The organism is Butyricicoccus pullicaecorum DSM 23266 (assembly GCF_900167005.1).
GTDB lineage: Bacteria > Bacillota > Clostridia > Oscillospirales > Butyricicoccaceae > Butyricicoccus > Butyricicoccus pullicaecorum.
Window position 1 is genome coordinate 452,405 of record NZ_FUXW01000001.1, and the last position, 25,802, is coordinate 478,206.

The following is a 25,802-nucleotide window of genomic DNA, read 5'->3' on the forward strand; positions in this document are numbered from 1 at the left end:
GGGCGTGCAGGCGGATATGGCAAAAGCAGCGCCTTTTTCGGCGCTGCTTTTTGCGTTTACGAGGAGGTAAGATGATGGGTCTGTTTGGACTGCGAGAAGAGAAAACCGATAAGGACGTGCAGCAGGAACGGCTGTACGCCGCGAGAAATGCGTACGATGATCGCCGCACGGCGTTCCGTGATGTTGGGGATACGATTGAACTGGACTGCCTCGAGGGGCAGTCGTGGCTGCCCTATGCAGGCGTACAGCTGCCCGTCGACACGAATACATACGTACAGTTTCCGGAAGTCAATTCCAATTATAGATGCGTGCGTCTGCGTATCGATTCGGATGCTTTCGCGTTGTTTCCGGAGGTCAACCCTTATGATTTTTCTGAACCTGAGGCCCTTGACCGACTGATCGAAATTCGCTTGCCGCGCACTGCTTACCGCTTGGAACACACGCCGCCGGTGCGTGAGCCGGTCAAAGAGGAGGGAGACCACCTGTTCTTCCAGTGGCCGAAATTTGAAGTCATGCTGACAGGGGAACAGACCGCTGTACTCAGGGCGCATGATCTGCACCGCGCATGTACGTTTTTTGCCAAATATCCCGATGTTGTATCCGCGCATGCACTGTTTGACCTGTGGGACGGCCCGGACTGTTCGGTCGTCTTTTCCCGAGAAAACCCACCGGCTGGATGCCCGTCCGGACGATATGACATGTGGCGCGAGGGTGACGACCTGTATTTTTACCAGCCACCGACCCTGTACGCGCGCAAGCCGGAATTTTTGGAGGTCTGGCACTGGAAGGTGTCCGCGATTACTTATTACCGGGCACAGGGCGAACTGTCGCACGAGTATATCACCTCGGGCGGAGAAGTCGAGTTTGACTATGGCGCCTGTTGGCGGCCGCACCTGACGCATGTGGGCTTTCTGGAGGATGCTGTTTCGGTCACACCCGTGCACACCGAGAAGATTGAACATGATTCGCGCTACACCGAGCTTATGATGGCAGACGGGCGCATGCTCAAACTGTCGTACAGCTCGCTGGACAGCCTGCGTCAGCTCATGCCCGAAAAGGAATTTGACAAGCTGCCGTTGCAGGCTGCAAAAGTACCGCAGACTGTGCAGGGACGCGAGCCGACCCCGGTGGAACAGCTCAAAATCCTGGCTGATCTGGTCGACCGTGGATATCTGAGTCGGGAAGAGTACGACGCAGCAAAGGTACGGCTGCTCGAAAAGATATAAAAAACCATCCCTCCTTAAAACACAAGTTTTGTGTTTTGGTCAGAGGGATGGCAGAATACACGTATGGGAGATCTTATTTCCGTCGAGCGAGAAAACGCCGTGTTTCGGTGGATACCTCACCTGACAGCGTCCAAAGGCCGATGAGGTTGGGGAAGGACATGCAGGCGGCCGTAATGTCGGTGACGAGCAGGAGTGCGGTCAGTGGGATACAGCCGGCAAGCGCGGCCGAACACACGATCCCGACCGGATAGAGCGACAACAGCGCCGGCCTTGCGCCCAGCCACTTGAGACAGGCTAGACCGTAAAAGCTCCAGCCCAGCACGGTCGAGACCGCCAGAAAGACCACAGTAATCCCGATAAACCACGGTGCAGCATCGCCCAGAACGGTGGAAAATGCACGTGTGGTCATGGTCAGACCGTCGGCACCGCTCTGCCATGCGCCTGTCGTGAGCAGCACCAGCGCGGTCAGCAGACAGACGACACAGGTGTCTACAAATACCTCGACCGCGCCCAGCATGCCTTCGGCACAGGGCGATTCACAGTCCGACGAGCCGTGTGCGATAGGTGCAGAACCCATACCGGCCTCGTTGGAAAAGATACCCTTTGCAAACCCGTCCGAGATCGTGCGCGCGGTCAGTAAACCGATCAGTCCACTGCCGCAGGCAAGCGGTTCCATCGCGTTGGATACGATCAGCGCCAGGGCAGACGGAATTTCGGACGCATGCGTGATCAGTACCCACCCGCCAGCCACAAGGTAGCTTACAGTCATGATCGGGACGAGTACCGCTGACGCGCGCGCAATGCGCTTGCCGCCGCCGCGCAGAATGGGCAGAAGGAGCAGACTGACAGACAGCGCAATCAGACCACGGGGCAGGGGAACGATGGGCGTGAGCGCTTCTGCAATGGCGCTGCCCTGTGCGGCGGCACCCGTGCCCAGTGCCGAGATCACACAGCAGATCGCAAAGACCTTTGCAAGACCGGGCAGACCCGCGCCGCGGGACAGATAGACCATTGGCCCGCCAAGCGGCTCAGGCGTGCGGATGCGGTATTTGACCGCGAGTACAAGCTCGCTGTACTTGGTCGCCATGCCCAGAAAGGCGGCGATCAGCATCCAGAACACCGCACCCGGACCGCCAAGCGTGAGTGCGGACGCAACCCCGGCCAGATTGCCCACGCCCAGTGTACCGCCCAGCGAGGTGCACAGCGCTTGAAAAGGCGTGATGCCGTCCTGTCGGCGCGTGGATGACGGGCGCAAGAGCTGACCGACGCACCAAAATTGTACCCCGCGAGTGCGCAGGGTGAGCAGGAGACCGGTTGCGGCGATGAGCACGACGGTGAACGGTCCCCAGAGCGTATAACGCAGTTTCAAAATCCATTCCATGCTTCTTTTTTATGTGCATGGGCTGGCCGATATGCGAAAAATATGGTATGATAGTCAGGCAAAAACCGACAGGAGGACACCATGACCGAACACGAAAAATTTATGAATGCCGCGCTCAAACTCGCACGCAAGGCGGCTGCCGAAGGCGAGGTGCCGGTGGGCTGCGTCGTGGTGCGCGACGGCGTGATCGTCGGACGCGGACGCAACCGACGGGAAACCAAAAAGGACGCGCTCGGCCATGCGGAGATCGAAGCCATTCACAAGGCGTGCAAAAAACTGGGCGGCTGGCGGCTGCACCAGTGCGATCTGTACGTCACCCTTGAACCCTGTCCCATGTGCACCGGCGCGATCATTAACGCCCGCATTAAGACCGTCTACTACGGCGCACCCGACCTCAAAGCCGGGTCGTGCGGCTCGGTCGTCAATCTCTTTGACCTGCCCTATAATCATAAACCCGAACTCGTTTCAGGTCTAATGGAACAGGAATGCACCGAGGAATTGCAAAAGTTCTTCCGTCAGCTGCGTGAACGCAAAAAATTGGAAAAACAACTGCGCAAACAAGCCCAAATGAACGATCTGAACGAAATCTGACACTGAAGTTTCGATCAAACCTTTTCAAAGGTTTGCGGGTTCTCAGGGCAGCGCCCTGAGCCGTGTCCCGCAGGACACGGAATCCCCTTTTTGATTTTCGCTTCTGCGAAAATCAACTAAAAAAAGAATTAAAAAGCGCGTCCGCAGACGCGCAATCCCAAAACACAAAAAGACCGTCTCTCATCGAGACGGTCTTTCTTTTATTCCGCAGCACTTCCCGCAAACTGTGCGCCACACACGGCTTCCAGCGCCGTTAAAACATCCGCGTCACTGCCAATATACCGCAAAATGATATTGTCCTTGCGATAGAAATGCGGTGCATCGGCCCAGCTGGTTCGTACATTGTATCCTGTACCGTCAGTACTTTCCCGGTCATATCCGGCTCCGTCAGCACTCACACAGGCAGCATCAGCCTGCGCCGCATCGGTGTCTTTATAGACAAACACACCGATCTGTGCACCGTCCTCGGTCGTGTAGGTGTAGGGCGTACCGATCAGGGTCTGTATCCGGCTCTGTGAAGCGGTCTCCACCGTACCGGTCAACCCCTGCGTGTCCAGTGCCTGCGCGATCTCGTCCGCAGTCTGCGTATTGCCTGCATTGCCTGCACAGCCGCTCAGAAGTGCCGCAGCGAGCAGTCCCAAAAACCATTTTTTCATCGATCTCCCACCTTTCTATTTCAATAGACGATAGGACGCGGAAAAAAGTTCCATCAAACACAGATGCAAAATATAAAAACTATAATGCAATATATAGTTGACATAATGGAAGATAAAGATTATACTGTAAGCACAGAGAGAGGTGAGCGCATGAAAAATAAACGGCTCAAGCTCGCACGAATTGAGAAGGATCTGTCACAAGCCCAGCTGGCCGAGGCCGTGGGCGTGACCCGACAGACCATCGGCTTGATCGAGGCGGGCGGATATAATCCCACCCTCAACCTGTGTATCGCCATTTGCAAGACATTGGGAAAGACATTGGACGAACTGTTTTGGGAAGAATGATAGGAGGTCACCAAGATGACACATAAAAAAGTTGTGGATGAACGCATCGTGCACGAGGTTGGACAGGTATACCGCATCGCCTATTATCTGTTTAACGCGGGGCTGTTGATTGACCTGTTTCTCAAGCTGTACAGCGGCAGTGTACCGGCCGGGTTTGAGGCATTCCGGTATATCGGTCTGGAAGTGATCGTAGTCATTGGGGTTAACCTGGCAGCACTTGTCATGCTGTGGCGCAAGGGACTCATGGATGACGAGTCTGGATACGCTGAGGCGGATACCTTCCCGTGGAAGCACTATCTGCTGGAATCGGTCGCCGCCGGAGCAGCCATCGGTCTGATTGCCTGTGTTCTGCGCGCACTCAGGGGAGAAGGTTCGCCGCTGGCTTATGCGATTATGCTGGTCTCGTTTGTGGTCTGTATGGTCGTGTGCGTCATGCCGGTGACTTACCTCAGTTTCCGCATCGCCAAGCGCCGCAGAGCGCAGATGTACGATGCGGAGGATGCGCAATAAATCGCATAAAAATTGCAATTTTGTCTAGACAAGCGGGTGTATTGATGCATCCGCTTGTTTTTTGTTCATAATTTATTCACGAAAATGTGATGGTTTTGAGATGAAAGTGTCGATATCGCGTGGTATTATATATTCATACGATAAAGTACAAAAGAGCAAATGTGATACAAAAGGAGGAGAACTAGAATGCCGCAGGAAGGAATGCTGACGGTTACACCGGAGATCGAGACACTGGCGGGCGTCTGTCGTGAACATACCAATATACCGACCGAACTCTATCGGGAATACGATGTGAAGCGCGGATTGCGTGACCTGGACGGCGTGGGCGTGCTGGCCGGACTGACCAATATTTCGTCCATCATTTCCAGCAAGCAAGTGGACGGCGTCAAAGTACCCATTCCGGGCGAACTGCGTTATCGAGGCTATGATATCAAAGACCTGGTGCGCGGTTTCCTGAAGGATGGCCGCAAGGGATACGAAGAGACCGCATATCTGCTGCTGTTCGGACGACTGCCGGACAAGGCCGAGCTTGAGACATTCAAGTCTCTGCTGGCCAAGGGACGCACGCTGCCGACCAACTTCACGCGTGATGTGATCATGAAAGCACCCTCGCACGACATTATGAACAAGATGTCGCGCAGCGTTCTGACACTCGCATCTTACGATAACAATGCCGACGATATCAGCCTGCCCAACGTGCTGCGCCAGTGTCTGATGCTCATTTCGGTATTCCCGATGATCGCGGTTTACGCCTACCACGCCTACAATCACTATGAAAAGGGCGGCAGTCTGTACATCCATTACCCCGACGATACGCTCTCGACCGCCGGTAACTTTCTGCGTATGCTGCGTCCGGACATGAAGTATACCCCCCTCGAAGCGCAGGTGCTCGACCTCGCACTGGTCCTGCACATGGAGCACGGCGGCGGCAACAACTCGAGCTTTACCACTCACGTTGTCACCTCGTCGGGTACTGATACCTATTCGGCCATCGCGGCCGCTATGGGCAGCCTCAAGGGACCCAAGCACGGCGGTGCAAATATCAAGGTCGTGCAGATGTTTGACGATATTAAACAGCATGTATCTGATCCCACCGATCAGGAGGCAGTCAAGGAATACCTGCGCAAGATCTTGAATCGTCAGGCCTTCGACCAGAAGGGACTGATCTACGGTATGGGCCATGCGGTCTATTCGATTTCCGACCCGCGTGCGCAGATTTTCAAGTCCTTCGTCGAAAAACTCGCACATGAGAAGGGAAGAGACAGCGATTTTGCGCTCTATACCATGGTGGAAAACCTCGCACCCGAGGTCATCGCCGAGGAGCGACGTATTTACAAGGGCGTCAGTGCAAACGTGGACTTCTATTCCGGTTTCGTTTACTCCATGCTCGACCTGCCGTATGAACTCTACACGCCGATGTTCGCCATCGCACGTATCGTCGGCTGGAGCGCACACCGCCTGGAAGAGCTTATCAACGTCGACAAGATCATCCGCCCGGCTTATCGGACGGTTGCCGAAGAACATGAGTATACTCCGCTCAGCGAGCGTTAAAAAAATCCCCCGATCTAACGTCGATCGGGGGATTGCTTTTTGTATGGATTTGTCTTATTCGCCCTTGAATGCGTCCTTGACCTTATCCCAGAAACCCTTGCGCTGGGTCTGGTTTTCATCGGTGGTGGAAGCCTCAAAGTCGCGCAGCAGACGCTTCTGATGGTCGGTCAGATGGGTGGGAACTTCGATGTTGACACGCACATACTGATCGCCGCGTCCGCGTCCGTTGACGTTCTGAATACCCTTGCCGCGCAGGCGGAAGACCGTACCGGTCTGGGTGCCCTCAGGGATGGTGTATTCGACCTTGCCGTCGATGGTCGGCACTTGCAGGGTATCGCCGAGTGCTGCCTGCGGGAAGGAGATCGGGATCTCGCAGATGACGTTGTTGCCATCGCGGGTGAAGAGCGGATGGGGACGGATGGAGATGGTGACGATGACGTCGCCGCTCGGGCCGCCGTTTACGCCGGCGTTGCCCTGACCGCGCAGCTGGATGGACTGACCGTCATCGATACCAGCCGGGATCTTGACCTTGAGCGTGCGGCTCTTGCGCATCTTGCCGGTGCCGCCGCACTTCTTACAGGGCTTGCGGATGATCTTACCGGTACCGCGGCAGTTCGGACAAGCGCCCTGGGTCTGGAACATACCGAGCGGGGTGCGCTGGGTCTGCATCACGACGCCAGAACCGTGACAGTTCGAGCAGGTCTCGACCGAAGTACCCTTTTCCGCACCCGTGCCGCCGCACTCGTCACAGGACTCGGTGCGGTTAATGGTGATTTCCTTCTCACAGCCGAACGCAGCTTCCTCAAAGGAGAGCATGATGCGCTGCTGGAGGGTTTCGCCGCGCTGGGGTGCATTGCGGCGCGAACGGGACGAGCTGCCGCCGAAGCCGCCGCCAAAGAACGAGCCGAAGATATCGCCCAGATCGCCCATGTCAAAGCCGCCGAAGCCGCCGCCAAAGCCGCCCTGGCCTGCGCCGTAGTTGGGGTCAACACCGGCGAAGCCGAACTGATCGTACTTTGCACGCTTGTCCTTATCGGACAGAACCTCGTAAGCCTCGTTGAGTTCCTTGAACTTTTCAGCCGCTTCCGGATTGTCGCGGTTTAAGTCGGGGTGGTATTTCTTGGCGAGTTTGCGGTGCGCTTTCTTGATCTCGTCGTCGGACGCACCCTTTGCCACGCCAAGCACTTCATAATAGTCTCTTTTATCAGCCATGTAGATTTACCTCGCACAGTGGGATAGACAGCGGAAAACGGAAAGGATGTCAGGACATCCTTTCCGCCTTATGTTCCGTGTGTCTTACTTCTCGTCCTTCACTTCGGTGAAGTCAGCGTCCACAAAGTCGCCCTGTGCGCCCTGCGCACCGCCGGCCTGCTGGCCGCCCATGTTCGGGTCACCCTGCGGAGCCTGCTGTGCGTAGATCTTCTGTGCGATCTCGCCGAACTTCTTGGACAGGGAGTCGGATGCCATCTTGATCATCTCGGTGTCGGTGCCCTTGAGAGCTTCCTTCACCTTATCGATCTCAGCCTGTACAGCGCTCTTCTCGTCTGCGCTGATCTTGTCGCCAAGCTCGTTCATTGCCTTCTCAGATTGGAATACCAGCTGCTCTGCGCTGTTGCGTGCATCGACTTCTTCCTTGCGCTTCTTGTCCTCAGCAGCGAACTGCTCAGCCTCACGCATAGCCTTGTCGATCTCTTCCTGGGACAGGTTGGAAGAAGCGGTGATGGTGATCTTCTGCTCCTTGCCGGTGCCCAGATCCTTCGCGGAGACGTTTACGATGCCGTTTGCATCGATGTCGAAGGTAACCTCGATCTGCGGAACGCCACGGGGAGCCGGAGCGATGCCGTCGAGGGTAAAGCGGCCAAGGGTCTTGTTGCCGGCAGCCATCTCACGCTCGCCCTGCAGGACATGAATCTCAACAGAGGGCTGATTGTCAGCTGCGGTGGAGAATACCTGGCTCTTCTTGGTCGGGATGGTGGTGTTGCGCTCGATCAGACGGGTGCATACGCCGCCCAGGGTCTCAATGCCCAGAGACAGCGGGGTAACGTCGAGCAGCAGAACGTCCTTGACTTCGCCGCCCAGGACGCCGCCCTGGATTGCTGCGCCGATTGCAACGCACTCGTCGGGGTTGATGCCCTTGAAGCCTTCCTTGCCGGTGATGTTCTTAACAGCTTCCTGAACAGCCGGGATACGGGAGGAACCGCCAACCAGCAGAACCTTTGCCAGATCGCCGGACTGCAGGCCAGCGTCGCTCATTGCCTGACGAACCGGGCCCATGGTTGCCTCAACGAGGTCTGCGGTCAGCTCGTTGAACTTTGCACGGGTCAGGGTCAGCTCGAGGTGCTTCGGGCCGGTTGCATCAGCCGTGATGTACGGCTGGTTGATCGAGGTGGAGGTCATGCCGGACAGCTCGATCTTTGCCTTCTCAGCAGCTTCCTTCAGGCGCTGCATAGCCATCTTGTCAGCCGACAGGTCGATGCCTTCCTTGTTCTTGAACTCCTGAACCATCCAGTTCATGATGCGCTGGTCGAAGTCGTCGCCGCCCAGGTGGTTGTTACCAGCGGTTGCCAGAACTTCCAGAACGCCGTCGCCGATATCCAGAATGGATACATCGAAGGTACCGCCGCCGAGGTCGTAAACCATGATCTTCTGCTCGGTTTCCTTATCAACGCCGTAAGCCAGTGCAGCAGCGGTCGGCTCGTTGATGATACGCAGAACTTCCAGACCTGCGATCTTACCAGCGTCCTTGGTTGCCTGACGCTGCGAGTCGGTGAAGTATGCCGGAACGGTGATGACAGCCTGGGTAACCGGAGAACCGATGTAAGCCTCTGCGTCAGCCTTCAGCTTCTGCAGAACCATTGCCGAGATCTCCTGGGGAGAATACTGCTTGTCGTCGATGGAAACACGGTAATCCGAGCCCATGTGACGCTTGATCGAGCTGATAGTGCGGTCAGCGTTGGTAACAGCCTGACGCTTTGCAACCTGGCCAACCATGCGCTCGCCAGTCTTGGAGAAAGCGACGACCGACGGGGTGGTACGTGCGCCTTCAGCGTTTGCGATAACAGTCGGCTCGCCGCCTTCCATAACGGCGACGCAGCTGTTGGTGGTACCTAAGTCAATACCAATAATCTTGCCCATAATTCAAGACTCCTTATCTAATAAAAACAGATGTTTTTTTAACAAATTTTAGTTTGCAACCTTGACCATCGCGTGACGGATGACCTTGTCGCCAAGCTGGAAGCCCTTCTGGAAGACTTCCGCAATGACGTTCTCACCGAACGAGTCGTCATCGATGTGCATGACTGCATTGTGCAGGTTGGGATCGAAAACCGTGCCCGGCTCGGAGACGATCTCGGTGACGCCCAGAGACTGGAAGCTCTCCATCATCTGATTGTACGTCATCTCGATGCCCTGCTTGTAGGCAGCGTCCTCGGTGGGCTGTGCCAATGCGCGGGACAGGTTGTCGACGGTTGCCAGCAGCGCCTTGACGGCGTAAGCGACGGCCTCTGCATGTACGCTGTCGCGCTCGGCACGGCTGCGCTTGCGGAAGTTGTCATACTCGGCAGCCATACGCAGGTAGCGATCATTCAGCTCGTCGTACTGCGCCTGCAGTGCGCTCAGTGCGCTCTCTTCCGTTCCTGCCTGGGTCTCAGCGGTTTCATCTGCCGCTTCGGTCTGAACGGTCTCCACTTCCTCTTCGGTCTGGAGATTTTCCTTTTCGTTTGCCATTGCAATACCTCGGTTATTTATTTTCGTCGTAGAATGTTTCAGCGATCAGGCGGTTTAAGCCCTTGGCGAAGCCGGACAGCCGTGCGGACAGCGATGCGTAATCCATACGGGTGGGGCCGACGATGCCGATGATGCCCTGACCAATGTCGCCGATTCCATACTTGGCGTAGATCATGCTGGTGTCGGACAGCGGGTTTTCGCCGTTTTCCGCACCGATGAAGATCTGAACGCCGTCGATCTCTTTCTGTAAGGGAATGAGGTGCTTTTTGTCATCGCTCATGTAGGCGAGCAGCGTCTGCGCCTTGCTGGTGTCGTGGTATTCGGGGAAGCGCAGCAGCTTGTTTGCGCCCTCGAGGAATACCTTCTGACTGCCCAAGTCTTCGATCAGTTCGGAAATGAACTCGGCAACCGGTGCGAGCAGAGCGGTCAGCCCTGCGGCGCGGCGGACGACGTCGAAGCGCTCGGCGGTGATCTGCGCCATGGGGATGGCGGTCAGCGTCTGGTTGAGCACGTAGGTTAAAAGCTCAGCCTGTTCCTTGGTGACCGGCGCGGCTGTGTGGACGAGTTTGTTCTTGACCACGTTGGCGTCGGTGAGGATGACGATGACGTAGGTGGTGTCGTTGACCGGGATGAGCTCAAACTGCCGAATGGTCACACGCGATAGGTGCGGAGTGACCGCGACGGCGGCGTAATCGGTCAGCGAGGAGATGAGCCGTCCGGCCTCCTGAATCAGGCGGTCGAGTTCTTTTTCCTTGAGGGTCATCAGCGCGGTTTGATCGCTCAGACCGGCGGGGAAGACCTCAGGGCGGCGCATCAGATGATCGACGTAGAAGCGGTAGCCCTTGTGGGAAGGGACGCGTCCGGCGGAGGTGTGCGGCTTTTCGAGGTAGCCCATTTCCTCGAGCTCACTCATCTCATTTCGGATGGTGGCGGAGGAGAAGGACAGCTCGGGAAGGGCGGCAAGCGCCTTGGAGCCGACCGGCTCGGCCGTGCGGATATATTCGGCAATGATCGCTTTGAGAATTTGCTGTTTGCGTTCGGAAAGCTCCACTTTGCCAATGCTCCTTTATGTCTGATGTTCTTGTTAGCACTCGGTATCTCTGAGTGCTAAACTTAATTTACCACTGCCGCCCCTTCCTGTCAAGGGTATTATGTGAATTATTTGTGAATCTATATGGACAAATCGTAAATGATCGCACGAAGCACCGAAATAATAAGGAAAAGGTCAAAAAAGACCGCCGTTCGGCAGAACCGGACGGCGGCGGGGAAAATTAGCGGACGACGCATGTCATTGCCAATCAGCGCAGAGGCAGCATGCGTTATACGATCAAGTAGGTATTAAGAGAGTGAGGAAGAAGATGCTGTTTTGACACGGTTTTTTTGACCGCTTTGCACAAATAATATAGTGCAGATCTTAAATTGCGAAAAAACCACCGTCCGGGGAACCGGACGGCGGTATGGGTCTGATAAAATTCGTGGACAACGCGCTTTAATGGCCTCTGCCGTGCTTGGACACGTACTTGGGCGAGGTCGCACCACACCAGAGCATGCTCACGCTCGCACCGGCGCACAGAGCGACCGGAATGGTGAGCGCCGCGGGCTGATGGACGAGCCATGCGGGCAGGGTGGACAGGAAGGGCTGCAAGATCTGTGCAGCAGTGAACGCCGTGCACACGATGAACAGCAATGCCAGCACAACCAGCATGAGCGCAGGCAGACGGCGCAGACGGTAGTAACGGCAGAATGCACGGGCGAAGGTCAGACCGATGAAGAACAGCAGAACCCATTTGAATACACCGACCGCAGCCAACCCAGCAAGATCGGCGGGCAGACGGGGGATCAGTGCGCGCGTCCAGAGGAAATATACGATGGTCAGAATCAAATATGCAATCATTTGTATGTATCACCTCACTGAAATCGACGATTTACGACACCTATCATAGCATATTTCACCGCGCTAAACCATCGGGATTTCAGACAAACCCGGACGGGAAACTTGTATGCCCTGCACAAAGGTAATACCATTTTCCTGCGGAAAATACCAAAAAAACCGGCCCGAAAAGCCGCAAATTCGGCATTCCGGGCAGTGGGTAAAGGTGAGAAATTCTTGTGAGAGGCGTTTTTTTCTGATATAATGTATCCTATCTAATAAAGAAGAACATCAGGGCGCGTATCTTTGCGCCCGATCACTTTACATGAAGGAGTATTTGTGTGAAGAAACAAGAAAATATCCGCAATTTTTCCATTATCGCGCACATCGACCACGGTAAATCCACCCTGGCCGACCGCCTGCTCGAACAGTGCAAGGCTGTCACCCAGCGTGAGATGGAGGAGCAGCTGCTCGATAATATGGATCTCGAGCGAGAGCGCGGCATTACGATTAAGGCACGCGCGGTGCGCATGGATTACCAGGCGGACGACGGCGAGATCTATCACATGAACCTCATTGATACCCCGGGTCACGTCGACTTTAACTATGAGGTTTCGCGTTCGCTCGCCGCGTGCGAGGGCGCACTGCTGGTCGTAGATGCTGCACAGGGCATCGAGGCGCAGACGCTGGGCAATACCTACCTTGCCCTTGAGGACAATCTGGAGATCGTACCGGTTATCAACAAGATTGACCTGCCCGCAGCCGACCCGGGGCGCGTCAAGCAGGAAATCGAGGACATTATCGGCATTCCGGCCGAAGATGCACCGGAGATTTCGGCAAAGGTTGGCCTGAATATTCATGAGGTGCTCGAGCGCATCGTATCCGACATCCCGGCACCGACCGGCGACCCGGACGCGCCGCTGCGTGCGCTGGTCTTTGACAGTCAGTACGACCCGTACAAGGGAGTTATCGTCTATATGCGCTTGATGGACGGTCACATGGAACCGGGCATGAAGGTGCGCATGATGGCGACCGGCGCCGAGTTCCAGGTCATTGAGTGTGGTTATATGCACCCGCTGGGTCTGTCCCCGACGCAGGGACTGTCGGCCGGCGAGGTTGGCTATTTCACGGCATCGATTAAAAATGTAGCAGATACCCGTGTTGGTGATACGGTCACCGGCGTGGAGAATCCGACTCCTGAGGCGCTGCCCGGCTACCGCAAGGCACAGCCCATGGTCTACTGTGGTATTTACACCGAGGATGGTTCCAAGTATCCTGATCTGCGCGACGCGCTGGAAAAGCTCCAGCTCAACGACGCGGCACTGTCCTTTGAGCCCGAGTCCTCGGTTGCACTGGGCTTTGGTTTCCGCTGCGGCTTCTTGGGTATGCTGCACATGGAGATCATCCAGGAACGTCTGGAACGCGAGTTTGACCTCGATCTGGTCACCACGCTGCCTTCGGTTGTCTACGAGATCGTCAAGACCGACGGCACGACCGTTATGATCGACAATCCGCATGAGTATCCCGACCCGGCAGTCATCGACGAGGCGCGTGAGCCCTTCGTCAAGGCTTCCATCATCACCCCGCAGGAGTTCGTCGGCAACATCATGCCCATGTGTCAGGAGCGCCGCAGCGTATTTAAGGATATGCAGTATCTGGACACCAATCTGGTCGAGCTGCACTACGAAATGCCCATCAACGAGATCATCTATGATTTCTTCGACGCCCTCAAGGCGCGTACCAAGGGTTACGCTTCGCTGGACTATGAGCTGAGCGATTACCGCAAGAGCGATCTGGTCAAGGTTGACATGCTGTTAAACGGCGATCAGGTCGATGCTCTGTCCTTCATTGCGCACCGCGAGAAGGCTTACGGACGCGCACGCCGCATCTGCGAAAAGCTCAAGGAGAATATCCCGCGCCAGCTGTTCGAGATCCCGATCCAGGCAGCCATCGGCGGCAAGGTCATCGCCCGCGAGACCGTCAAGGCCGTGCGCAAGGACGTACTGGCCAAGTGCTACGGCGGCGATATCACCCGAAAGAAGAAGCTGCTTGAAAAGCAGAAGGAAGGCAAGAAGCGTATGCGCACACTGGGTACCGTACAGGTACCGAGCGAGGCGTTTATGGCCGTGCTCAAGCTGGATGAAGAATAATTTCGGACTTTATATCCATGTCCCGTTCTGCGCGTCCAAGTGCCGTTACTGCGATTTTTATTCCTTCGCAGGAAAGCAAAGCCAGATGGATGACTATATCGAGGCACTGTTTTGGCATGCGGACAAGTTTGCGCCGCAGTTTGCCGGACGGCAGGCCGATACCGTCTATTTCGGCGGCGGTACGCCTTCGCTTTTGGGAGGAGAGCGCCTGACGCGCATGCTGAACGGTCTGCGCGAGCGGTTTGCCATCCTGCCTGATGCCGAGATCACGGTAGAATGCAATCCGGACTCGATGACCGATGAGCTTTTGAGCATGCTCAAAAGCGCGGGCGTGAATCGCCTGTCGGTCGGCGTGCAGTCGGCACACGATGACGAACTGCGCATGCTGGGCAGACGGCATACCTTTGCCGAGGCACAGGAGGCCATCCGCCGCGCGCAGGACGCAGGATTTGACAACATCAGCTTAGACCTGATGTACGGTCTGCCCGGACAGACTCAGGAATACTTTATGCAGTCGGTCGAGGCGCTGCTCGCGCTGTCTCCGGCGCATCTGTCCTGTTACAGCCTGAAGCTGGAACCGGGTACACCGATGGGACGGGAAAATCCGGTCTTACCCGATGGGGACGCACAGGCAGATCTGTATCTTGCCTTGTGTGACCGCCTGCGGCAAGCCGGATTCGATCATTATGAGATTTCCAACTGGGCGCAGCCCGGCCGTGCATCCCGGCATAACAGCCGCTATTGGACGCTGTCCGACTATCTCGGCCTTGGGCCGGGAGCACACTCTTATGTTGCCGGCCGGCGCTTTGCCGAACCGTCCTCGCTCACCGCATTCTGCGATCATGCACAGGTTGTGGATGAGGAGGATATCCCGGATTTTTCCCCGCACAGCGAATATATCATGCTGCGCCTGCGCACTGCCGCGGGCGTGGACGTGCAGGACTTTGCCGCGCGTTTTGGACGGGACTTTGCACCCTATGAAGCGCACCTTGCAGCTCTGCAAAAACCGGGTCTGACCGAAAAGACCCAAACCGGATGGCGGCTGACCAAAGCCGGTTTTCTGGTTTCCAATCTCATCATCACCGACGTGCTCAGCGTCGATGATATAGAATAAGCGACGGTTATTTTTTCCGTCGACGCCCACACTTTTTCATGTATTTGGAGGATATGAAACATGCGTGCAGTCATCACAGTCGTAGGTAAGGACAGAACGGGTATCATTGCCGCGATCTCCCAGAAGTTATCCGACCATAAGGTAAACATTCAGGATATCTCCCAGAACGTCATGGACGAAATGTTCGCCATGGTTATGTTCGTGGATATCACTGCTTGTACGGTTCCGTTTGACGCGCTCTGCGCAGAGCTGGACGGTGTCGGTACCGAGATGGGTATGAAGGTGCACTGTATGCATGAGGATATCTTCAATGCGATGCACCGCATTTAATCGGAAATCAGTTTGAGGTGCAGATAAATGGCAATGATTAACACAAGCGATATTGTAGAGACGATCAAGATGATCGAGGAAGAGCATCTGGACATTCGAACCATCACCATGGGTATTTCGCTCCGTGATCTGGCTTCGGATGATATCAAGGTGCTCAGCGACAAGATTTACGACAAGGTGACCCGCCGTGCCGAGCATCTGGTCGCAACCGGTGAGCAGATCGAGCGTGAGCTGGGTATTCCGATCATCCACAAGCGTATCTCGGTTACCCCGATCGCCATGATTGGTGCGACCACCAATGCGACAAGCTATGTGCCGATCGCACAGGCACTTGACCGTGCGGCTTCGACCACCGGCGTCAACTTCGTCGGCGGTTTCTCGGCACTCGTCCAGAAGGGCTTTGCCAAGGGCGACGAGGTACTGATTCAGTCCATTCCGGAAGCACTCGCAACCACTAACTGTGTATGTTCTTCGGTCAACGTTGCATCCACCAAGGCTGGTATCAACCTCGACGCGATCGAACTGATGGGCCGCATCATCAAGGATACCGCTGAGATCACCAAGGATAACGGCTCGATGGGCTGTGCAAAGCTGGTCGTATTCGCAAACGCAGTCGATGACAACCCGTTCATGGCTGGTGCATTCCACGGTATCGGTGAGCCTGAGACTGTTATCAACGTCGGCGTTTCCGGCCCGGGCGTTGTTCAGGCAGCAATCAAGCGTGCAGGTGACTGCTCGATCGGTGAGGTCGCAGAGATCATCAAGAAGACCGCATTTAAGATCACCCGTATGGGTCAGCTGGTCGGCTCGATTGCATCCGAGCGTCTGGGCGTGCCCTTCGGCATCGTCGATCTGTCGCTCGCACCGACTCCGGCAATCGGTGACTCGGTTGCCCGTATTCTGGAAGAAGTCGGTCTGGAGACATGCGGCGGCTGCGGCACGACTGCCATTCTGGCAATGCTCAATGACGCAGTCAAGAAGGGCGGCGTTATGGCTTCCTCGAGCGTCGGCGGCCTGTCGGGCGCTTTCATCCCGGTTTCCGAGGACGAGGGTATGATCGCTGCCGTTCAGCAGGGCGCACTGTGCATGGAAAAGCTGGAAGCAATGACCGCTGTCTGCTCGGTTGGTATCGATATGGTTGCCGTTCCCGGCGACACTACCGCAGAGGTTATTTCTGGTCTGATCGCAGACGAAATCGCAATCGGCGTTGTCAATAATAAGACCACCGCTGTCCGCGTCATTCCGGCAGTTGGTAAGAAGGTCGGCGAGGTTGTTGAGTTTGGCGGCTTGCTCGGCTCGGCACCTATTATGCCGATCTCGACCAAGTCCCCGGCCAAGTTCATTCATCGCGGCGGCCGTATCCCGGCTCCGATCCATAGCCTGAAGAACTAAAATCCGCCCGCAGCCCGTAGGCCACTATCCTTGTTCTCGCGCTGAGCGCGAATAAAATGAGTGTGCGTAATGAAAGTTTCGCCAGCCTTTTCAAAGGCTGCGGGTTCTCAGGGCAGAGCCCTGAGTCGTGTCCCGCAGGACACGAAATCCCCTTTTGATTTTCGCGCATGCGAAAATCAACTAAAATAAAAAATCATCGCTCGCCGCAGCGAGCGAAATACTCTTTGCGCACAAAGTGCGCTCATGGGAAAGACCGTCCGAAAGGGACGGTCTTTCTTTTTTGTTTGTTTTAATTGATTCCCGGGCCGGACACCGGGAATCAAAAGAGAGTTTCGGACTCTGCGGAGTCCGACTCAGGGCTCTGCCCTAAGAACCCGCGGCCTTTTGAAAAAGGCCGGCGAAAACTTTATTTTGACTCTCTGAGCAGCTGCCATGCCCGTCGGATAACACAGCATGCCAGCGCAATCCGTGCCAGCATGCAGATGGCAAACGCTGCGCCAAAAATAACCTCGCTGCGCTGTAAAATACCGGTCTCAAACACACCGGCTGCCTCATACACCGCATAGGAAATGGTGCGCGCACCGGCGGCACCAAGTACCGCGCCCGCGCGTAAAACGGTCAGTCCGGCTAGCACCGCTGCACAGCCGGTACCGACCAAAACCGCCCCGCTCTGCGGTAACTGCTCGTCATATCCTGTAAACAGCAATGCCAGCACAGTCACCGGTAAAATCATACGCAGCGGACGAAATAGCCCGCCGAGCGAAAACACACCAAGCGAGGCATCGAACTGCCAGTCGGGGAGAGACAGCACCAGCGACAGCACGATGATTCCGCCAGCCAGCCACGCCATCGGTACCGCCCATAAACACAGCGCAGGCGCACCGCGGGACGCGATCAGCCAGCACAATACTAACAGGACAATCATTCCCGCCCAGGGTGACCACTCAGGCAACGCCGTGTCGTATAAAAATCTCGCACTGTCCCAAGCTGTGTGCACGGCAACCCATGCAGCAAATAAGATTAGTCCCGCTCCAATTCCTTTCTTTGCCCAGCCCGGCACGCGCCGCAGCAGCGTCCAGAAGTCCTGAAACTGCCACCTCTTAGCCGCTGTCAGCCAGAGCATGCTCAGTCCCAGTGCGAAAAGTCCTGCAAGCAGCACGCTCGGCCACGAAATCGCCGGGACAAATAGCACATGCGCCAAAAGCACCAGAAAGAACAGAGCGCCCCGCCCACGGGGAAAAATCTTGTCAGGCAAGCCCTTCACCTCCCGAAAAACCGGTCATGCGGCCCAGCCGAAAATCTGCCTGTCCGGCAGGGATGACGCGCCCGTCCTCGGTCAGCGTCAAAGCAGGCAGAGAAAAGTCTGCGCCCGACAGAATGCGGTCGGATACCCGACAGAGGGGCAGGTCGGGCAGACCGCCCTGCACGGCGTGGGCGTCGAGCAGGGCACCTAGCGCTTCTCCCGGGATTTCCTCGACCACCGCTTGGGCGCGGACGATCTCGTCGGCGGTCACGTCCCGCGCGACGGCCAGCCGCAGCGTCAGGCGTACGTCATCCTGTGCCAGCAGCGTCTGTATCAGCGGCGCGATGCCTTGCCGCGCGACCGCCTCGTCGATGACAAAGGTGCGTGCATGGCTGAGGTAGAGCTGTCCGGCGAGCAGCTGTTCCGCTCCTGTGAATAGCGCCGCTGGATCGCTCCCGGACGTGGTCAGATAGAGCGAGGCCGCGCTGCCTTCCAGACTGTCCTGTCGTACGGCTTCGGCGGTCAGAACCAGCTGACCGTCGGACGATGCACTCACGCCTGCACTCAGGATGGGCAGACGATCGCCCGCACCACGGCCTTTTCCGCCCACACACGCCAGCAGAACGGCCACAATCAAAATTAACATCCGCTTCATGGCTTGTCCTCCTCACGCGCAAGAAAGCGATGCCGCGGCATCTTACGCCAAGAGGCGCGCAGCCAGGTATCGTCGGTGCGAGCAGCGACACGCGGGATGAGGTTGAGCAGATAGGGGGTGCCAAACGAGCGCAGCGTGCACAGATGGGCGACGGCCAGTGCAAGGCCGAACACCAGACCGTAAATCCCGCCCAGTGCACCGGCGGCCAGCAGGGAAAACCGTAGCACCAGCGCCGCCGATTGTAATTTGGGTACGGTCAGACCGGTGACTGCCGCGATGGCAACAATGATAACCGAAGGAGCAGACAGAAAACGAGCCGAAACGGCGGCTTGTCCGAGTACCAGACCGCCAACGATGGACATGGTCGAGCCCATGACGCTCGGCGTGCGCGTTCCGGCTTCCTTGAGCGTCTCGAACACCAAAAGCAGCAGTAGAATCTCCCAGAATGGCGGCAGCGGCACACCCTTTTGCGCGGCAGCGATGGCGAGCAGCAGGCGGGTGGGCAAAAGCTCCTGATGGAAGACCAGCAGCGCGACGTACAGTGCCGGAATCACGATGGATAACACGAATCCAATCGCACGCAGGGCACGGGACACGGCAGCCTGCCGCACGGCGATATAGTAGTCGTCGTTGGCCTGAAAACATTCTTGCAGGATGCAGGGAGCAGACAGGGCAACCGGGCTGCCGTCGGTCAGTACGACCACACGGCCTTCGAGCAGACGGGCGACGGCAACATCCGGGCGCTCGGTCGTTCCCAACGTCGGAAAGGGTGACTCTGGTGCATCACGCACGCACTCGGACACATAGTTTGCATCCAGAATGCCGTCGAGCGAAATCTGCTCAATGCGGCGCTGCATCTCATACACCAGTGTGGGCGGGGTGATGCCCTTCATCCAGCACACGCAGATCACCGTGTTGGTCTGCCCGGCGTAGCGGGCAAAGGAGAAGGTCAGGCGTGGGTCGTTCACCCGTCGGCGCAGCATGGACAGATTCATCATAAAGGACTCGGTAAAGCCCTCGCGCGGGCCGCGCAGGACTTTTTCGCTCTCGGGTTCGGACGGTGAGCGCAGAGAAAACCCCTTGGTGTTGACCACGATGGGGCGACAGTCGCCGTCGACTAAAATCACCGTGTCACCGTAGAGCAGCGCAGACAGCATGGCATCGGTATCCGGAACCACCTTACAGTCGTTGATTTGCAGAAGGCCCTGCGCGACGGCCTCGGCAGTCATGCCGGCGGTTTGCCCATGCACGAGCGGGCGGATGACCGACTCGTTGATGGCGGTGTTATTGACCATGCCGTCGAAGAAAAAGACCGCGCAGGACAGACCGGCCGGACTGCGCACGCGGCGCGTAATAAAGGTATTGTCACCGGAAAATACCGTCTGCATGACCTTGATATTTTCGGACAGATCATCCGTAAACTGGACAGACAAGGAAAAACCCCCTTTCGGGGGATAGTTTGCGCGGGAATTGCCATCTTATGCAAGCAGACGGTCGGCTAGCACATTGCCGAATAATTTGACTGCACGGATGGCCTCCTGCAAGGTATTTCCCGACGAGCCGCACTCGAGCAGGATGGAACCCGATCGCAAATGGGTGTTGAATCGCTGGGAACGCAGATTGACATCGCGCATGAGGTCTGGATACGCGCCGTTCAGATCGGCTTGCAGATTGACGGCAAAGTTCATGTTGTCCCACCAGTTGGGATGTGCCAGACCGCTCGCGTCGGTGCCGATGACCAGCATGAGCTGAGCAACTTCCTGACCGTCTAAGGTGGTAGCGACGCGGTACTGCGACCCGTCGTTGTTCAAAATCGCATCGCGGTGCAGGTCGATGGTGACCGCAATGTCGGGATACTGTTCAAGTACCTGCTCGGCGGCAGTCAGTGAGCGTCCATACGAGCCATTGTATGCCGGATCGTCAAAGATATCGGTGATGTGAATGACACCAATCCCGCGTGATTCCAGTACCTTGGTCAGCTCGGTGCCTACACGCACGACATTCTGGTTGGTGTCGCGCGTGCGGTAGTCGCCCGATGCCGTGTATGTATCGCTGCCTTCCGGCGTGTACGCTTCGGTCGAGTGGGTGTGATAGATGAGCACTTGCGGGCTGCCGTCGGCAGTCACCGAAATGTCAATCGGGTCATTGAGCATGGCATCGACATCGACCGACAATCCAGCATCATTGCGCACGCTGATGCTAGTATCACGCTTGTCCTGCGGGGACGGAAGCGTGTCGGTATTCGTTTGTGCGGTGTCCGCTTCGTCCACAGGGGGCGGAGCACTCTCGACCGCGACCGCCGGGGTCTCCGCCTGCGGTTGTGCCGCAGGTGCGGCAGCTTCCGGGACGGAGACGCCGGTCTCGAGTGCGATCGACGAGGTGATAAAGGTGCGATTGTTCGCAATCGCATCGAGCAGTGCGTCCACCTGCGCATCCCCACCCATGCGGTGACCGATGAGCAGCAGGGCGGCGCACAGCAGGGCGACGGCTGCGGGCACAAAGATGCCGGTCGACTTGCGGGATGGACGACGGGACATAGGGCAGTCACTCCTTTTTTCGATCTCGGTCTAACCTATGTGCCCAAAGGGAAAGGTATGCAGACAAGTTTAACTGAGCAGCAAATCCAGGTCACCGATGGACAGATGGGGCTGAAGTGCGCGGTTGATCGCGTAGCCGATCACCTTGGCCGCGTCGTGCACTTGCTGATCGATCTCGCGCGGGGTCACAAAGACCGGACCGGATAGCTCTTCCAGTTCGGGACATACCGCGCCCTGCTGTTTGGCGTGCCAGAGCAGGCTGGCACCGTCTACAACCGTGGGCAGACCGACTGCAATCACCGGAACCCCGAACGCCTCACGGTTGAACGCCTGCCGTGCATTCTCAACGCCCGAACCGGGTACGATACCCGCATCGGTCACCTGAATGGTGCGCGCCAGATGGGGGAGGGAACCGGCAGCCAGCGCATCGACCACGATGACAGCACAGGGTTTGACGGTATCGCACAGGCCACGGGTGAACTCGGCGGCCTCTACACCGGTCTGTCCCAGGACGCCGACGGCTGCCGCTGAGACTGCACGCCACGAACCGAACTGTTCGGGCAGTGCGCTGCGTAGGTGACGGGTGGCAAGAATGTGCTCGATGCATAGCGGCCCGACTGCGTCGGGCGTAATCGCACGGTTGCCCAGACCGATGACCAGCACAGATGCGTCATCGTCCATGTTTGGCAACAGCTCGGTCAGCAGACCGGACAGCACCTCGACCGCGTGCGGAAACGCCTCGGATTCCCGTCGGGTGAGCGGTGCGAGCGTCATGGTACAGTACGCCCCGCACGGCTTGCCCAGCTCCTCGGCAGCCTCACGGCTCAAAACCTCCACGCAGTCGACCGTAAACCCGTCGATCGTGCGCTGCGTCTGCCGAATCCCGGCAGTATTCCGTAAATTTTTGCTGTGGTTGAGCGCCTCACGCGCCAAATCTGTGCGAAATGCCATGTGTACATCGTTCCTTTCTTTTGCATTTGTGCATTGCTCCTAGACTGTGAAAAAAATTTAGCCGATATGCGAAAAAATAAAAAAAAAGCTTGCAATTTCGTGGAACTAGTGGTATAGTAAAACTACTGATGACTAGAAGCCGAAGGAGGTGGAACCCAATGCCGAATATCAAGTCCGCTAAGAAGCGCGTAAAGGTAACCAAGACCAAGAATCTGCAGAACCAGATGGCTAAGTCCGCGCTGAAGACCGTTCTGAAGAAGTTTGACGCGGCTGTGGCTGCTGGCGATAAGTCTGCCGCTGAGGCTGCTTACAAGGTTGCTGTAAAGGCTGTTGATCAGGCTGCTGCAAAGCATCTGATGCACAAGAACAACGCTGCTCACAAGAAGAGCGCGATGACCCTCAAGCTCAACAACGCACAGTAATCCGTTTTGAGAACACAACACCGTCAGACCATTGTGGTTTGACGGTGTTTTTTTGCATATTTTTTGTAGAAATCTTACAGATATTTGTTGTTTCTGGCGAATGAACCAGCAAAATACAGATATACATTTTCCGTGCAATGTGCTATAATTGTTTGGAAAATCTGATATTTTTGAAAATAGGAGGTTTTTACATGCGAAAAAAATGGATTCGTACCGTGTTGGCCGCACTCATGAGCGCGGCTGTGCTCATGAGCTCGGCATGCGCCGCGGACATGAGCGAGCAGTCCGAAGACATCGCCGCACAGGCTGAAGTTGTGCGCGAAGGCGGCATGGCGTTCATCCCGGAACGATCGGTCTATTTTGCCGATGTCGATACAAATTACAGCTGGGGCTTTCATGCCATTGATTACCTCGCCAACACCGGCGTGGTGTCGGGTACAGGCAATCTGATTTACAGCCCGGGTAAGTCGCTGTCCCGTGCGGACTTTGTACTCATGCTGTACCGTGCATACGATATGGAAAAGTATGCCGAGGGCGAAAACTTCGCCGATGTATCGGCTGACGCTTACTATGCCGACGCTGTACTTGCCGCGCGTGCAATCGGCATTGCCGCAGGCGATGAGAACAACAACTTTAACCCGTCCCAGACACTGACTCGTCAGGACGCAATGGTTCTGCTCAAGCGTACCCTGGACCGCACCGGACTGCAATTTGCGGAAGGTGATCTGTCCGGCTTTACGGACGCGGCACAGGTTGCAGATTATGCGGTCGATTCGGTTGGCGCGCTGGTCAAGGCCGGTATCATCGGCGGCTCGGATGGTAAACTTAACCCGACCGCGCCGGTGACCCGTGCGGAAATGGCGGTTATGCTGTACCGTGCGCTGCACTTGCAGACAGTAGATGGCGTGGCGTTCTATGAGACCCGCCCAGCTGTTCGTCTGGTCTGCGTCGGCAGTACCATTTATCCTGACGTTGAGATCGAGAATTATCAGTCGGGTACGTTCTATGCCGGTCTGTATGAGCTGACGCAGATGACAAAGGACGAAGATGGCTATTCGATCACTTTGGGACAGTCGCAGTCGATCGACGATCAGATCGTCTGGGATGGCACCAATTTGAGCGTTAACGGCGAGGTCATGCAGGTCGCAGCCGATTGCGAGGCCATTGCGGTGGATATGTATTCCAAGCGCACAGCTGGTCTGTGCTCGACTGGCGATGAGTATAAGGCTGGCGCAGTGTCGGTTGTGGATGGATTGGTACAAACAGTCTACTATAAGAAGTAAGACAAGCCCGCCCGCAGGCGACAATCGGGATTCTCAAGGGACGAGTCCCTTGAGCCCGTCCAGGTGGAACCTGGTCGAGCCCGCAGGCTCGAAATGCTCTGATTGAAACCCGGTGTCCGACCCGGGTTTCAACTGAAACAAACAAAAAGGGAAAGACCACCCGTTTGGGTGGTCTTTCTTATGAGCGTGCTTTGCACGCAGGGAGATTGCGCACTCTGCGGAGTGCGCTTTTATTTTTATTTTGGTTGATTCCGGTCTTTGACCGGAATCAAAAAGGGGATTTCGCGGCTTGCGAGCCGCGACTCAGGGCGCCGCCCTGAGAACCTGCAGCCTTTGAAAAGGCTGGCGAAACTTTTATTACGCCTGCGGGCGGGAAAAGAGTGCGGCTTTATTTTTTCCAGGCCTTTCCCAAAGCGTTCACCGCATCAGGTAATTTTTCCGACGGAATACCGGCATAGCCCAAAATCACCGTTGCGGGTGGACAGGCTACTGCGGTATCCACATAATACCCAGACAATCCATACACTCGAACGCCCCGTTTCGCCGCCGATGCGATCAATTCCTTTTCATCCATACCATTTTCCACATGCAGCAGGATATGCAGACCGGCCTCCGCACCCGATACCGTATACATTCCGCGCAGTTCAGACTGTGACAGTGCATCCAGCAGACTTTCCAGACGGGCTTTATATTGAATACGAATGCGGTTGACATGCCGTTCAAAGCTGCCGGTCTCGAGAAACCGCGCGAGCGTGTATTGTTCAAACACCGGGACGGTGGAGGCATAGCCGCCGAACTTTGCCTGATAGGCGGGCAGCAGACGGCGCGGAAGAACCAGATAGCCGATACGCAGCGAGGGTGCCAGACTCTTGGCGAAGGTGTTGAGGTAGATGACTCGATCTTCGTGGTCAAGCTCTTTGAGTGCCGGAATGGGACGGGAAGTAAAGCGAAACTCGGAATCGTAATCGTCCTCGATCAAATACCGGTCTTCGCCCTCGCTTGCCCAGCGCAGCAGGGAAGCGCGGCGGGCAGCCGGGGTGACAATGCCGAGGGGAAAGTGATGGGATGGGGTCAGGTAGGCAACCGATGCCGCACTCTGCCGCAGTGCTTCTATGGACAAACCCTCATCATCCAGCGGAATGGGTGCAGTCTCCGCATCGTTTGCCCGAAAAATCTGGGTCAATTTGGGATAACCTGGGGTTTCGATGGCATAGGTGCGTGTGCGTCCTAAAAGCTGGATAAGCAGGGTGACCAGATATTCCGAACCTGCACCGACGACAATCTGGTCGGTGTCCACCGAGATACCGCGAAAGGCGTACAGATATTGCCGAATCTGCTTGCGCAGTGCGGGTACACCTTGCGGTGCAGCGGCCAGCAGCAGACTGCGGTCGTAATCGGTCAGTACCGCGCGGGAAAGCTTTGCCCAGGTGGAAAACGGAAAGCAATCGGTATCAACGACGTTGGTTTTAAAATCAAAATCCGCGGTCTGTTCGGTCTTTTCCTGCTGCTTTTCCGGTGCAGCCTGTGCACAAGCCGTGCGCGGCAGGGCATCGAGCTGCTGCACGAAATATCCGCTTCTGGGCACGGCACGCAGATAACCCTCGGCGGTCAGCTGGCCATAGGCGGTCTCGACCGTGATCTGACTGACCTTGAGGTGCTCAGCGAGTGGACGCTTGGCGGGCAGCCGGTCGCCGCCAGCGAGCACGCCGTTCATAATGTCGGCGCGGATGGCGCGGTATAGCTGCTCGTAGAGCGGCATTTTTGCAGTGTGATCGAGGTGATAGGTCAGCATACATCCAGCCTCCGCAGATAATATGAGTTCAGAATAGCCGTTTTGCGCGGTAAAGTCAAGTCAAAAAGGCACCGATC

At 56.5% G+C, this 25,802-nt stretch carries 24 protein-coding genes; 11 read left to right on the plus strand and 13 right to left on the minus strand.

Annotated elements, in window-relative coordinates; genetic code table 11:
- The first annotated feature begins 50 nt into the window (after positions 1 to 50).
- Positions 51 to 1,226 carry an SHOCT domain-containing protein gene (locus B5D52_RS02255; protein ID WP_178139588.1) on the plus strand — a complete coding sequence of 392 codons (1,176 nt, stop codon included), beginning with the start codon at positions 51 to 53 and terminating at the stop codon, positions 1,224 to 1,226.
- Positions 1,227 to 1,299: 73 nt separating this feature from the next.
- Here B5D52_RS02255 and B5D52_RS02260 read toward each other — a convergent pair whose 3' ends face one another.
- Positions 1,300 to 2,607 carry an alanine/glycine:cation symporter family protein gene (locus B5D52_RS02260; RefSeq protein WP_016147569.1) on the minus strand — a complete coding sequence of 436 codons (1,308 nt, stop codon included), beginning with the start codon at positions 2,605 to 2,607 and terminating at the stop codon, positions 1,300 to 1,302.
- Between the two features lie 81 nt (positions 2,608 to 2,688).
- On the opposite strand from B5D52_RS02260, the gene tadA reads away from it, so the two are divergent.
- Positions 2,689 to 3,198 carry a tRNA adenosine(34) deaminase TadA gene (tadA, locus tag B5D52_RS02265; protein WP_016147568.1) on the plus strand — a complete coding sequence of 170 codons (510 nt, stop codon included), beginning with the start codon at positions 2,689 to 2,691 and terminating at the stop codon, positions 3,196 to 3,198.
- 200 nt (positions 3,199 to 3,398) lie between these two features.
- Here tadA and B5D52_RS02270 read toward each other — a convergent pair whose 3' ends face one another.
- Entirely contained in the window at positions 3,399 to 3,854 is a 456-nt protein-coding gene (locus B5D52_RS02270; protein ID WP_016147567.1) for a lipoprotein, read from the minus strand.
- 150 nt (positions 3,855 to 4,004) lie between these two features.
- Here B5D52_RS02270 and B5D52_RS02275 point away from each other — a divergent pair, with 150 nt between their 5' ends.
- The 3 genes from B5D52_RS02275 (at position 4,005) to B5D52_RS02285 (ending at position 6,260) form a co-directional block, all read left to right on the plus strand.
- The gene (locus B5D52_RS02275; protein ID WP_016147566.1) at positions 4,005 to 4,199 is read left to right on the plus strand and encodes a helix-turn-helix transcriptional regulator; all 195 of its coding nucleotides are present in this window, start codon (positions 4,005 to 4,007) and stop codon (positions 4,197 to 4,199) included.
- A gap of 15 nt (positions 4,200 to 4,214) precedes the next feature.
- Positions 4,215 to 4,709 (plus strand): DUF6773 family protein, encoded by a 495-nt coding sequence (locus B5D52_RS02280; protein ID WP_016147565.1) that lies wholly within the window; start codon positions 4,215 to 4,217, stop codon positions 4,707 to 4,709.
- Positions 4,710 to 4,895: 186 nt separating this feature from the next.
- The gene (locus tag B5D52_RS02285) at positions 4,896 to 6,260 is read left to right on the plus strand and encodes a citrate/2-methylcitrate synthase (protein ID WP_016147564.1); all 1,365 of its coding nucleotides are present in this window, start codon (positions 4,896 to 4,898) and stop codon (positions 6,258 to 6,260) included.
- Positions 6,261 to 6,314: 54 nt separating this feature from the next.
- On the opposite strand, the gene dnaJ is transcribed toward B5D52_RS02285, so the two are convergent.
- The 5 genes from dnaJ to B5D52_RS02310 form a co-directional block, all read right to left on the minus strand.
- On the minus strand, positions 6,315 to 7,472 hold the full coding sequence (dnaJ, locus tag B5D52_RS02290) for a molecular chaperone DnaJ (protein WP_016147563.1): 1,158 nt from the start codon (positions 7,470 to 7,472) through the stop codon (positions 6,315 to 6,317).
- Between the two features lie 84 nt (positions 7,473 to 7,556).
- Positions 7,557 to 9,395 carry a molecular chaperone DnaK gene (gene dnaK / locus B5D52_RS02295; protein WP_016147562.1) on the minus strand — a complete coding sequence of 613 codons (1,839 nt, stop codon included), beginning with the start codon at positions 9,393 to 9,395 and terminating at the stop codon, positions 7,557 to 7,559.
- Between the two features lie 48 nt (positions 9,396 to 9,443).
- Positions 9,444 to 9,986, minus strand: coding sequence for a nucleotide exchange factor GrpE (gene grpE / locus B5D52_RS02300; protein ID WP_016147561.1), 543 nt, complete (start codon positions 9,984 to 9,986; stop codon positions 9,444 to 9,446).
- 13 nt (positions 9,987 to 9,999) lie between these two features.
- Complete coding sequence (gene hrcA / locus B5D52_RS02305; RefSeq protein WP_016147560.1) at positions 10,000 to 11,037, minus strand: heat-inducible transcriptional repressor HrcA; 1,038 nt, start codon at positions 11,035 to 11,037, stop codon at positions 10,000 to 10,002.
- Between the two features lie 438 nt (positions 11,038 to 11,475).
- On the minus strand, positions 11,476 to 11,880 hold the full coding sequence (locus B5D52_RS02310) for a hypothetical protein (RefSeq protein ID WP_016147559.1): 405 nt from the start codon (positions 11,878 to 11,880) through the stop codon (positions 11,476 to 11,478).
- A gap of 317 nt (positions 11,881 to 12,197) precedes the next feature.
- Between B5D52_RS02310 and lepA the strand changes: the two genes are divergently transcribed.
- From lepA to B5D52_RS02330, 4 genes are read left to right on the plus strand one after another with little or no spacing between them, the layout of a single operon-like run.
- Entirely contained in the window at positions 12,198 to 14,006 is a 1,809-nt protein-coding gene (gene lepA, locus B5D52_RS02315) for a translation elongation factor 4 (protein ID WP_016147558.1), read from the plus strand.
- Positions 13,996 to 15,120 (plus strand): radical SAM family heme chaperone HemW, encoded by a 1,125-nt coding sequence (hemW, locus tag B5D52_RS02320; protein WP_040332526.1) that lies wholly within the window; start codon positions 13,996 to 13,998, stop codon positions 15,118 to 15,120. The genes lepA and hemW overlap by 11 nt, the downstream gene beginning before the upstream one ends.
- A 60-nt stretch (positions 15,121 to 15,180) precedes the next feature.
- Complete coding sequence (locus B5D52_RS02325; RefSeq protein WP_016147556.1) at positions 15,181 to 15,450, plus strand: ACT domain-containing protein; 270 nt, start codon at positions 15,181 to 15,183, stop codon at positions 15,448 to 15,450.
- A gap of 33 nt (positions 15,451 to 15,483) precedes the next feature.
- Positions 15,484 to 16,842, plus strand: a complete 1,359-nt coding sequence (locus B5D52_RS02330) for a PFL family protein (protein ID WP_040332782.1) — start codon at positions 15,484 to 15,486, stop codon at positions 16,840 to 16,842.
- A gap of 406 nt (positions 16,843 to 17,248) precedes the next feature.
- On the opposite strand, the gene B5D52_RS02335 is transcribed toward B5D52_RS02330, so the two are convergent.
- The 5 genes from B5D52_RS02335 to gpr form a co-directional block, all read right to left on the minus strand.
- Entirely contained in the window at positions 17,249 to 18,097 is an 849-nt protein-coding gene (locus B5D52_RS02335; protein WP_016147554.1) for a hypothetical protein, read from the minus strand.
- Positions 18,090 to 18,740, minus strand: a complete 651-nt coding sequence (locus B5D52_RS02340; RefSeq protein ID WP_016147553.1) for a Ger(x)C family spore germination protein — start codon at positions 18,738 to 18,740, stop codon at positions 18,090 to 18,092. The genes B5D52_RS02335 and B5D52_RS02340 overlap by 8 nt, the downstream gene beginning before the upstream one ends.
- A complete protein-coding gene (locus B5D52_RS02345) occupies positions 18,737 to 20,173 on the minus strand; it encodes a spore germination protein (RefSeq protein WP_016147552.1) in 1,437 nt (478 codons plus the stop codon). Before B5D52_RS02345 ends, B5D52_RS02340 begins: the two co-directional genes overlap by 4 nt.
- A 45-nt stretch (positions 20,174 to 20,218) precedes the next feature.
- Positions 20,219 to 21,277: a stage II sporulation protein P gene (gene spoIIP, locus B5D52_RS02350; protein WP_016147551.1), complete on the minus strand. Its 1,059-nt coding sequence runs from the start codon at positions 21,275 to 21,277 to the stop codon at positions 20,219 to 20,221.
- Positions 21,278 to 21,346: 69 nt separating this feature from the next.
- A complete protein-coding gene (gene gpr, locus B5D52_RS02355) occupies positions 21,347 to 22,228 on the minus strand; it encodes a GPR endopeptidase (RefSeq protein WP_016147550.1) in 882 nt (293 codons plus the stop codon).
- Between the two features lie 158 nt (positions 22,229 to 22,386).
- On the opposite strand from gpr, the gene rpsT reads away from it, so the two are divergent.
- Together rpsT and B5D52_RS02365 are read left to right on the plus strand one after the other, a co-directional pair.
- Positions 22,387 to 22,650, plus strand: coding sequence for a 30S ribosomal protein S20 (gene rpsT / locus B5D52_RS02360; protein ID WP_016147549.1), 264 nt, complete (start codon positions 22,387 to 22,389; stop codon positions 22,648 to 22,650).
- A 191-nt stretch (positions 22,651 to 22,841) separates the two neighbouring features.
- Complete coding sequence (locus B5D52_RS02365; protein WP_016147548.1) at positions 22,842 to 23,933, plus strand: S-layer homology domain-containing protein; 1,092 nt, start codon at positions 22,842 to 22,844, stop codon at positions 23,931 to 23,933.
- A 388-nt stretch (positions 23,934 to 24,321) separates the two neighbouring features.
- Here B5D52_RS02365 and pdxR read toward each other — a convergent pair whose 3' ends face one another.
- Positions 24,322 to 25,725: a MocR-like pyridoxine biosynthesis transcription factor PdxR gene (gene pdxR, locus B5D52_RS02370; protein WP_016147547.1), complete on the minus strand. Its 1,404-nt coding sequence runs from the start codon at positions 25,723 to 25,725 to the stop codon at positions 24,322 to 24,324.
- Positions 25,726 to 25,802 lie beyond the last annotated feature (77 nt).

What these genes read in the sequence shown, in the direction of transcription:
- B5D52_RS02260 (WP_016147569.1), bottom strand. Translation starts at nt 2,607, where the DNA reads ATGGAATGGATTTTGAAACTGCGTTATACGCTCTGGGGACCGTTCACC.
- tadA (WP_016147568.1), top strand. Translation starts at nt 2,689, where the DNA reads ATGACCGAACACGAAAAATTTATGAATGCCGCGCTCAAACTCGCACGC.
- B5D52_RS02270 (WP_016147567.1), bottom strand. Translation starts at nt 3,854, where the DNA reads ATGAAAAAATGGTTTTTGGGACTGCTCGCTGCGGCACTTCTGAGCGGC.
- B5D52_RS02275 (WP_016147566.1), top strand. Translation starts at nt 4,005, where the DNA reads ATGAAAAATAAACGGCTCAAGCTCGCACGAATTGAGAAGGATCTGTCA.
- B5D52_RS02280 (WP_016147565.1), top strand. Translation starts at nt 4,215, where the DNA reads ATGACACATAAAAAAGTTGTGGATGAACGCATCGTGCACGAGGTTGGA.
- B5D52_RS02285 (WP_016147564.1), top strand. Translation starts at nt 4,896, where the DNA reads ATGCCGCAGGAAGGAATGCTGACGGTTACACCGGAGATCGAGACACTG.
- dnaJ (WP_016147563.1), bottom strand. Translation starts at nt 7,472, where the DNA reads ATGGCTGATAAAAGAGACTATTATGAAGTGCTTGGCGTGGCAAAGGGT.
- dnaK (WP_016147562.1), bottom strand. Translation starts at nt 9,395, where the DNA reads ATGGGCAAGATTATTGGTATTGACTTAGGTACCACCAACAGCTGCGTC.
- grpE (WP_016147561.1), bottom strand. Translation starts at nt 9,986, where the DNA reads ATGGCAAACGAAAAGGAAAATCTCCAGACCGAAGAGGAAGTGGAGACC.
- B5D52_RS02310 (WP_016147559.1), bottom strand. Translation starts at nt 11,880, where the DNA reads ATGATTGCATATTTGATTCTGACCATCGTATATTTCCTCTGGACGCGC.
- hemW (WP_040332526.1), top strand. Translation starts at nt 13,996, where the DNA reads ATGAAGAATAATTTCGGACTTTATATCCATGTCCCGTTCTGCGCGTCC.
- B5D52_RS02325 (WP_016147556.1), top strand. Translation starts at nt 15,181, where the DNA reads ATGCGTGCAGTCATCACAGTCGTAGGTAAGGACAGAACGGGTATCATT.
- B5D52_RS02330 (WP_040332782.1), top strand. Translation starts at nt 15,484, where the DNA reads ATGATTAACACAAGCGATATTGTAGAGACGATCAAGATGATCGAGGAA.
- B5D52_RS02340 (WP_016147553.1), bottom strand. Translation starts at nt 18,740, where the DNA reads ATGAAGCGGATGTTAATTTTGATTGTGGCCGTTCTGCTGGCGTGTGTG.
- spoIIP (WP_016147551.1), bottom strand. Translation starts at nt 21,277, where the DNA reads ATGTCCCGTCGTCCATCCCGCAAGTCGACCGGCATCTTTGTGCCCGCA.
- gpr (WP_016147550.1), bottom strand. Translation starts at nt 22,228, where the DNA reads ATGGCATTTCGCACAGATTTGGCGCGTGAGGCGCTCAACCACAGCAAA.
- rpsT (WP_016147549.1), top strand. Translation starts at nt 22,387, where the DNA reads ATGCCGAATATCAAGTCCGCTAAGAAGCGCGTAAAGGTAACCAAGACC.
- B5D52_RS02365 (WP_016147548.1), top strand. Translation starts at nt 22,842, where the DNA reads ATGCGAAAAAAATGGATTCGTACCGTGTTGGCCGCACTCATGAGCGCG.
- pdxR (WP_016147547.1), bottom strand. Translation starts at nt 25,725, where the DNA reads ATGCTGACCTATCACCTCGATCACACTGCAAAAATGCCGCTCTACGAG.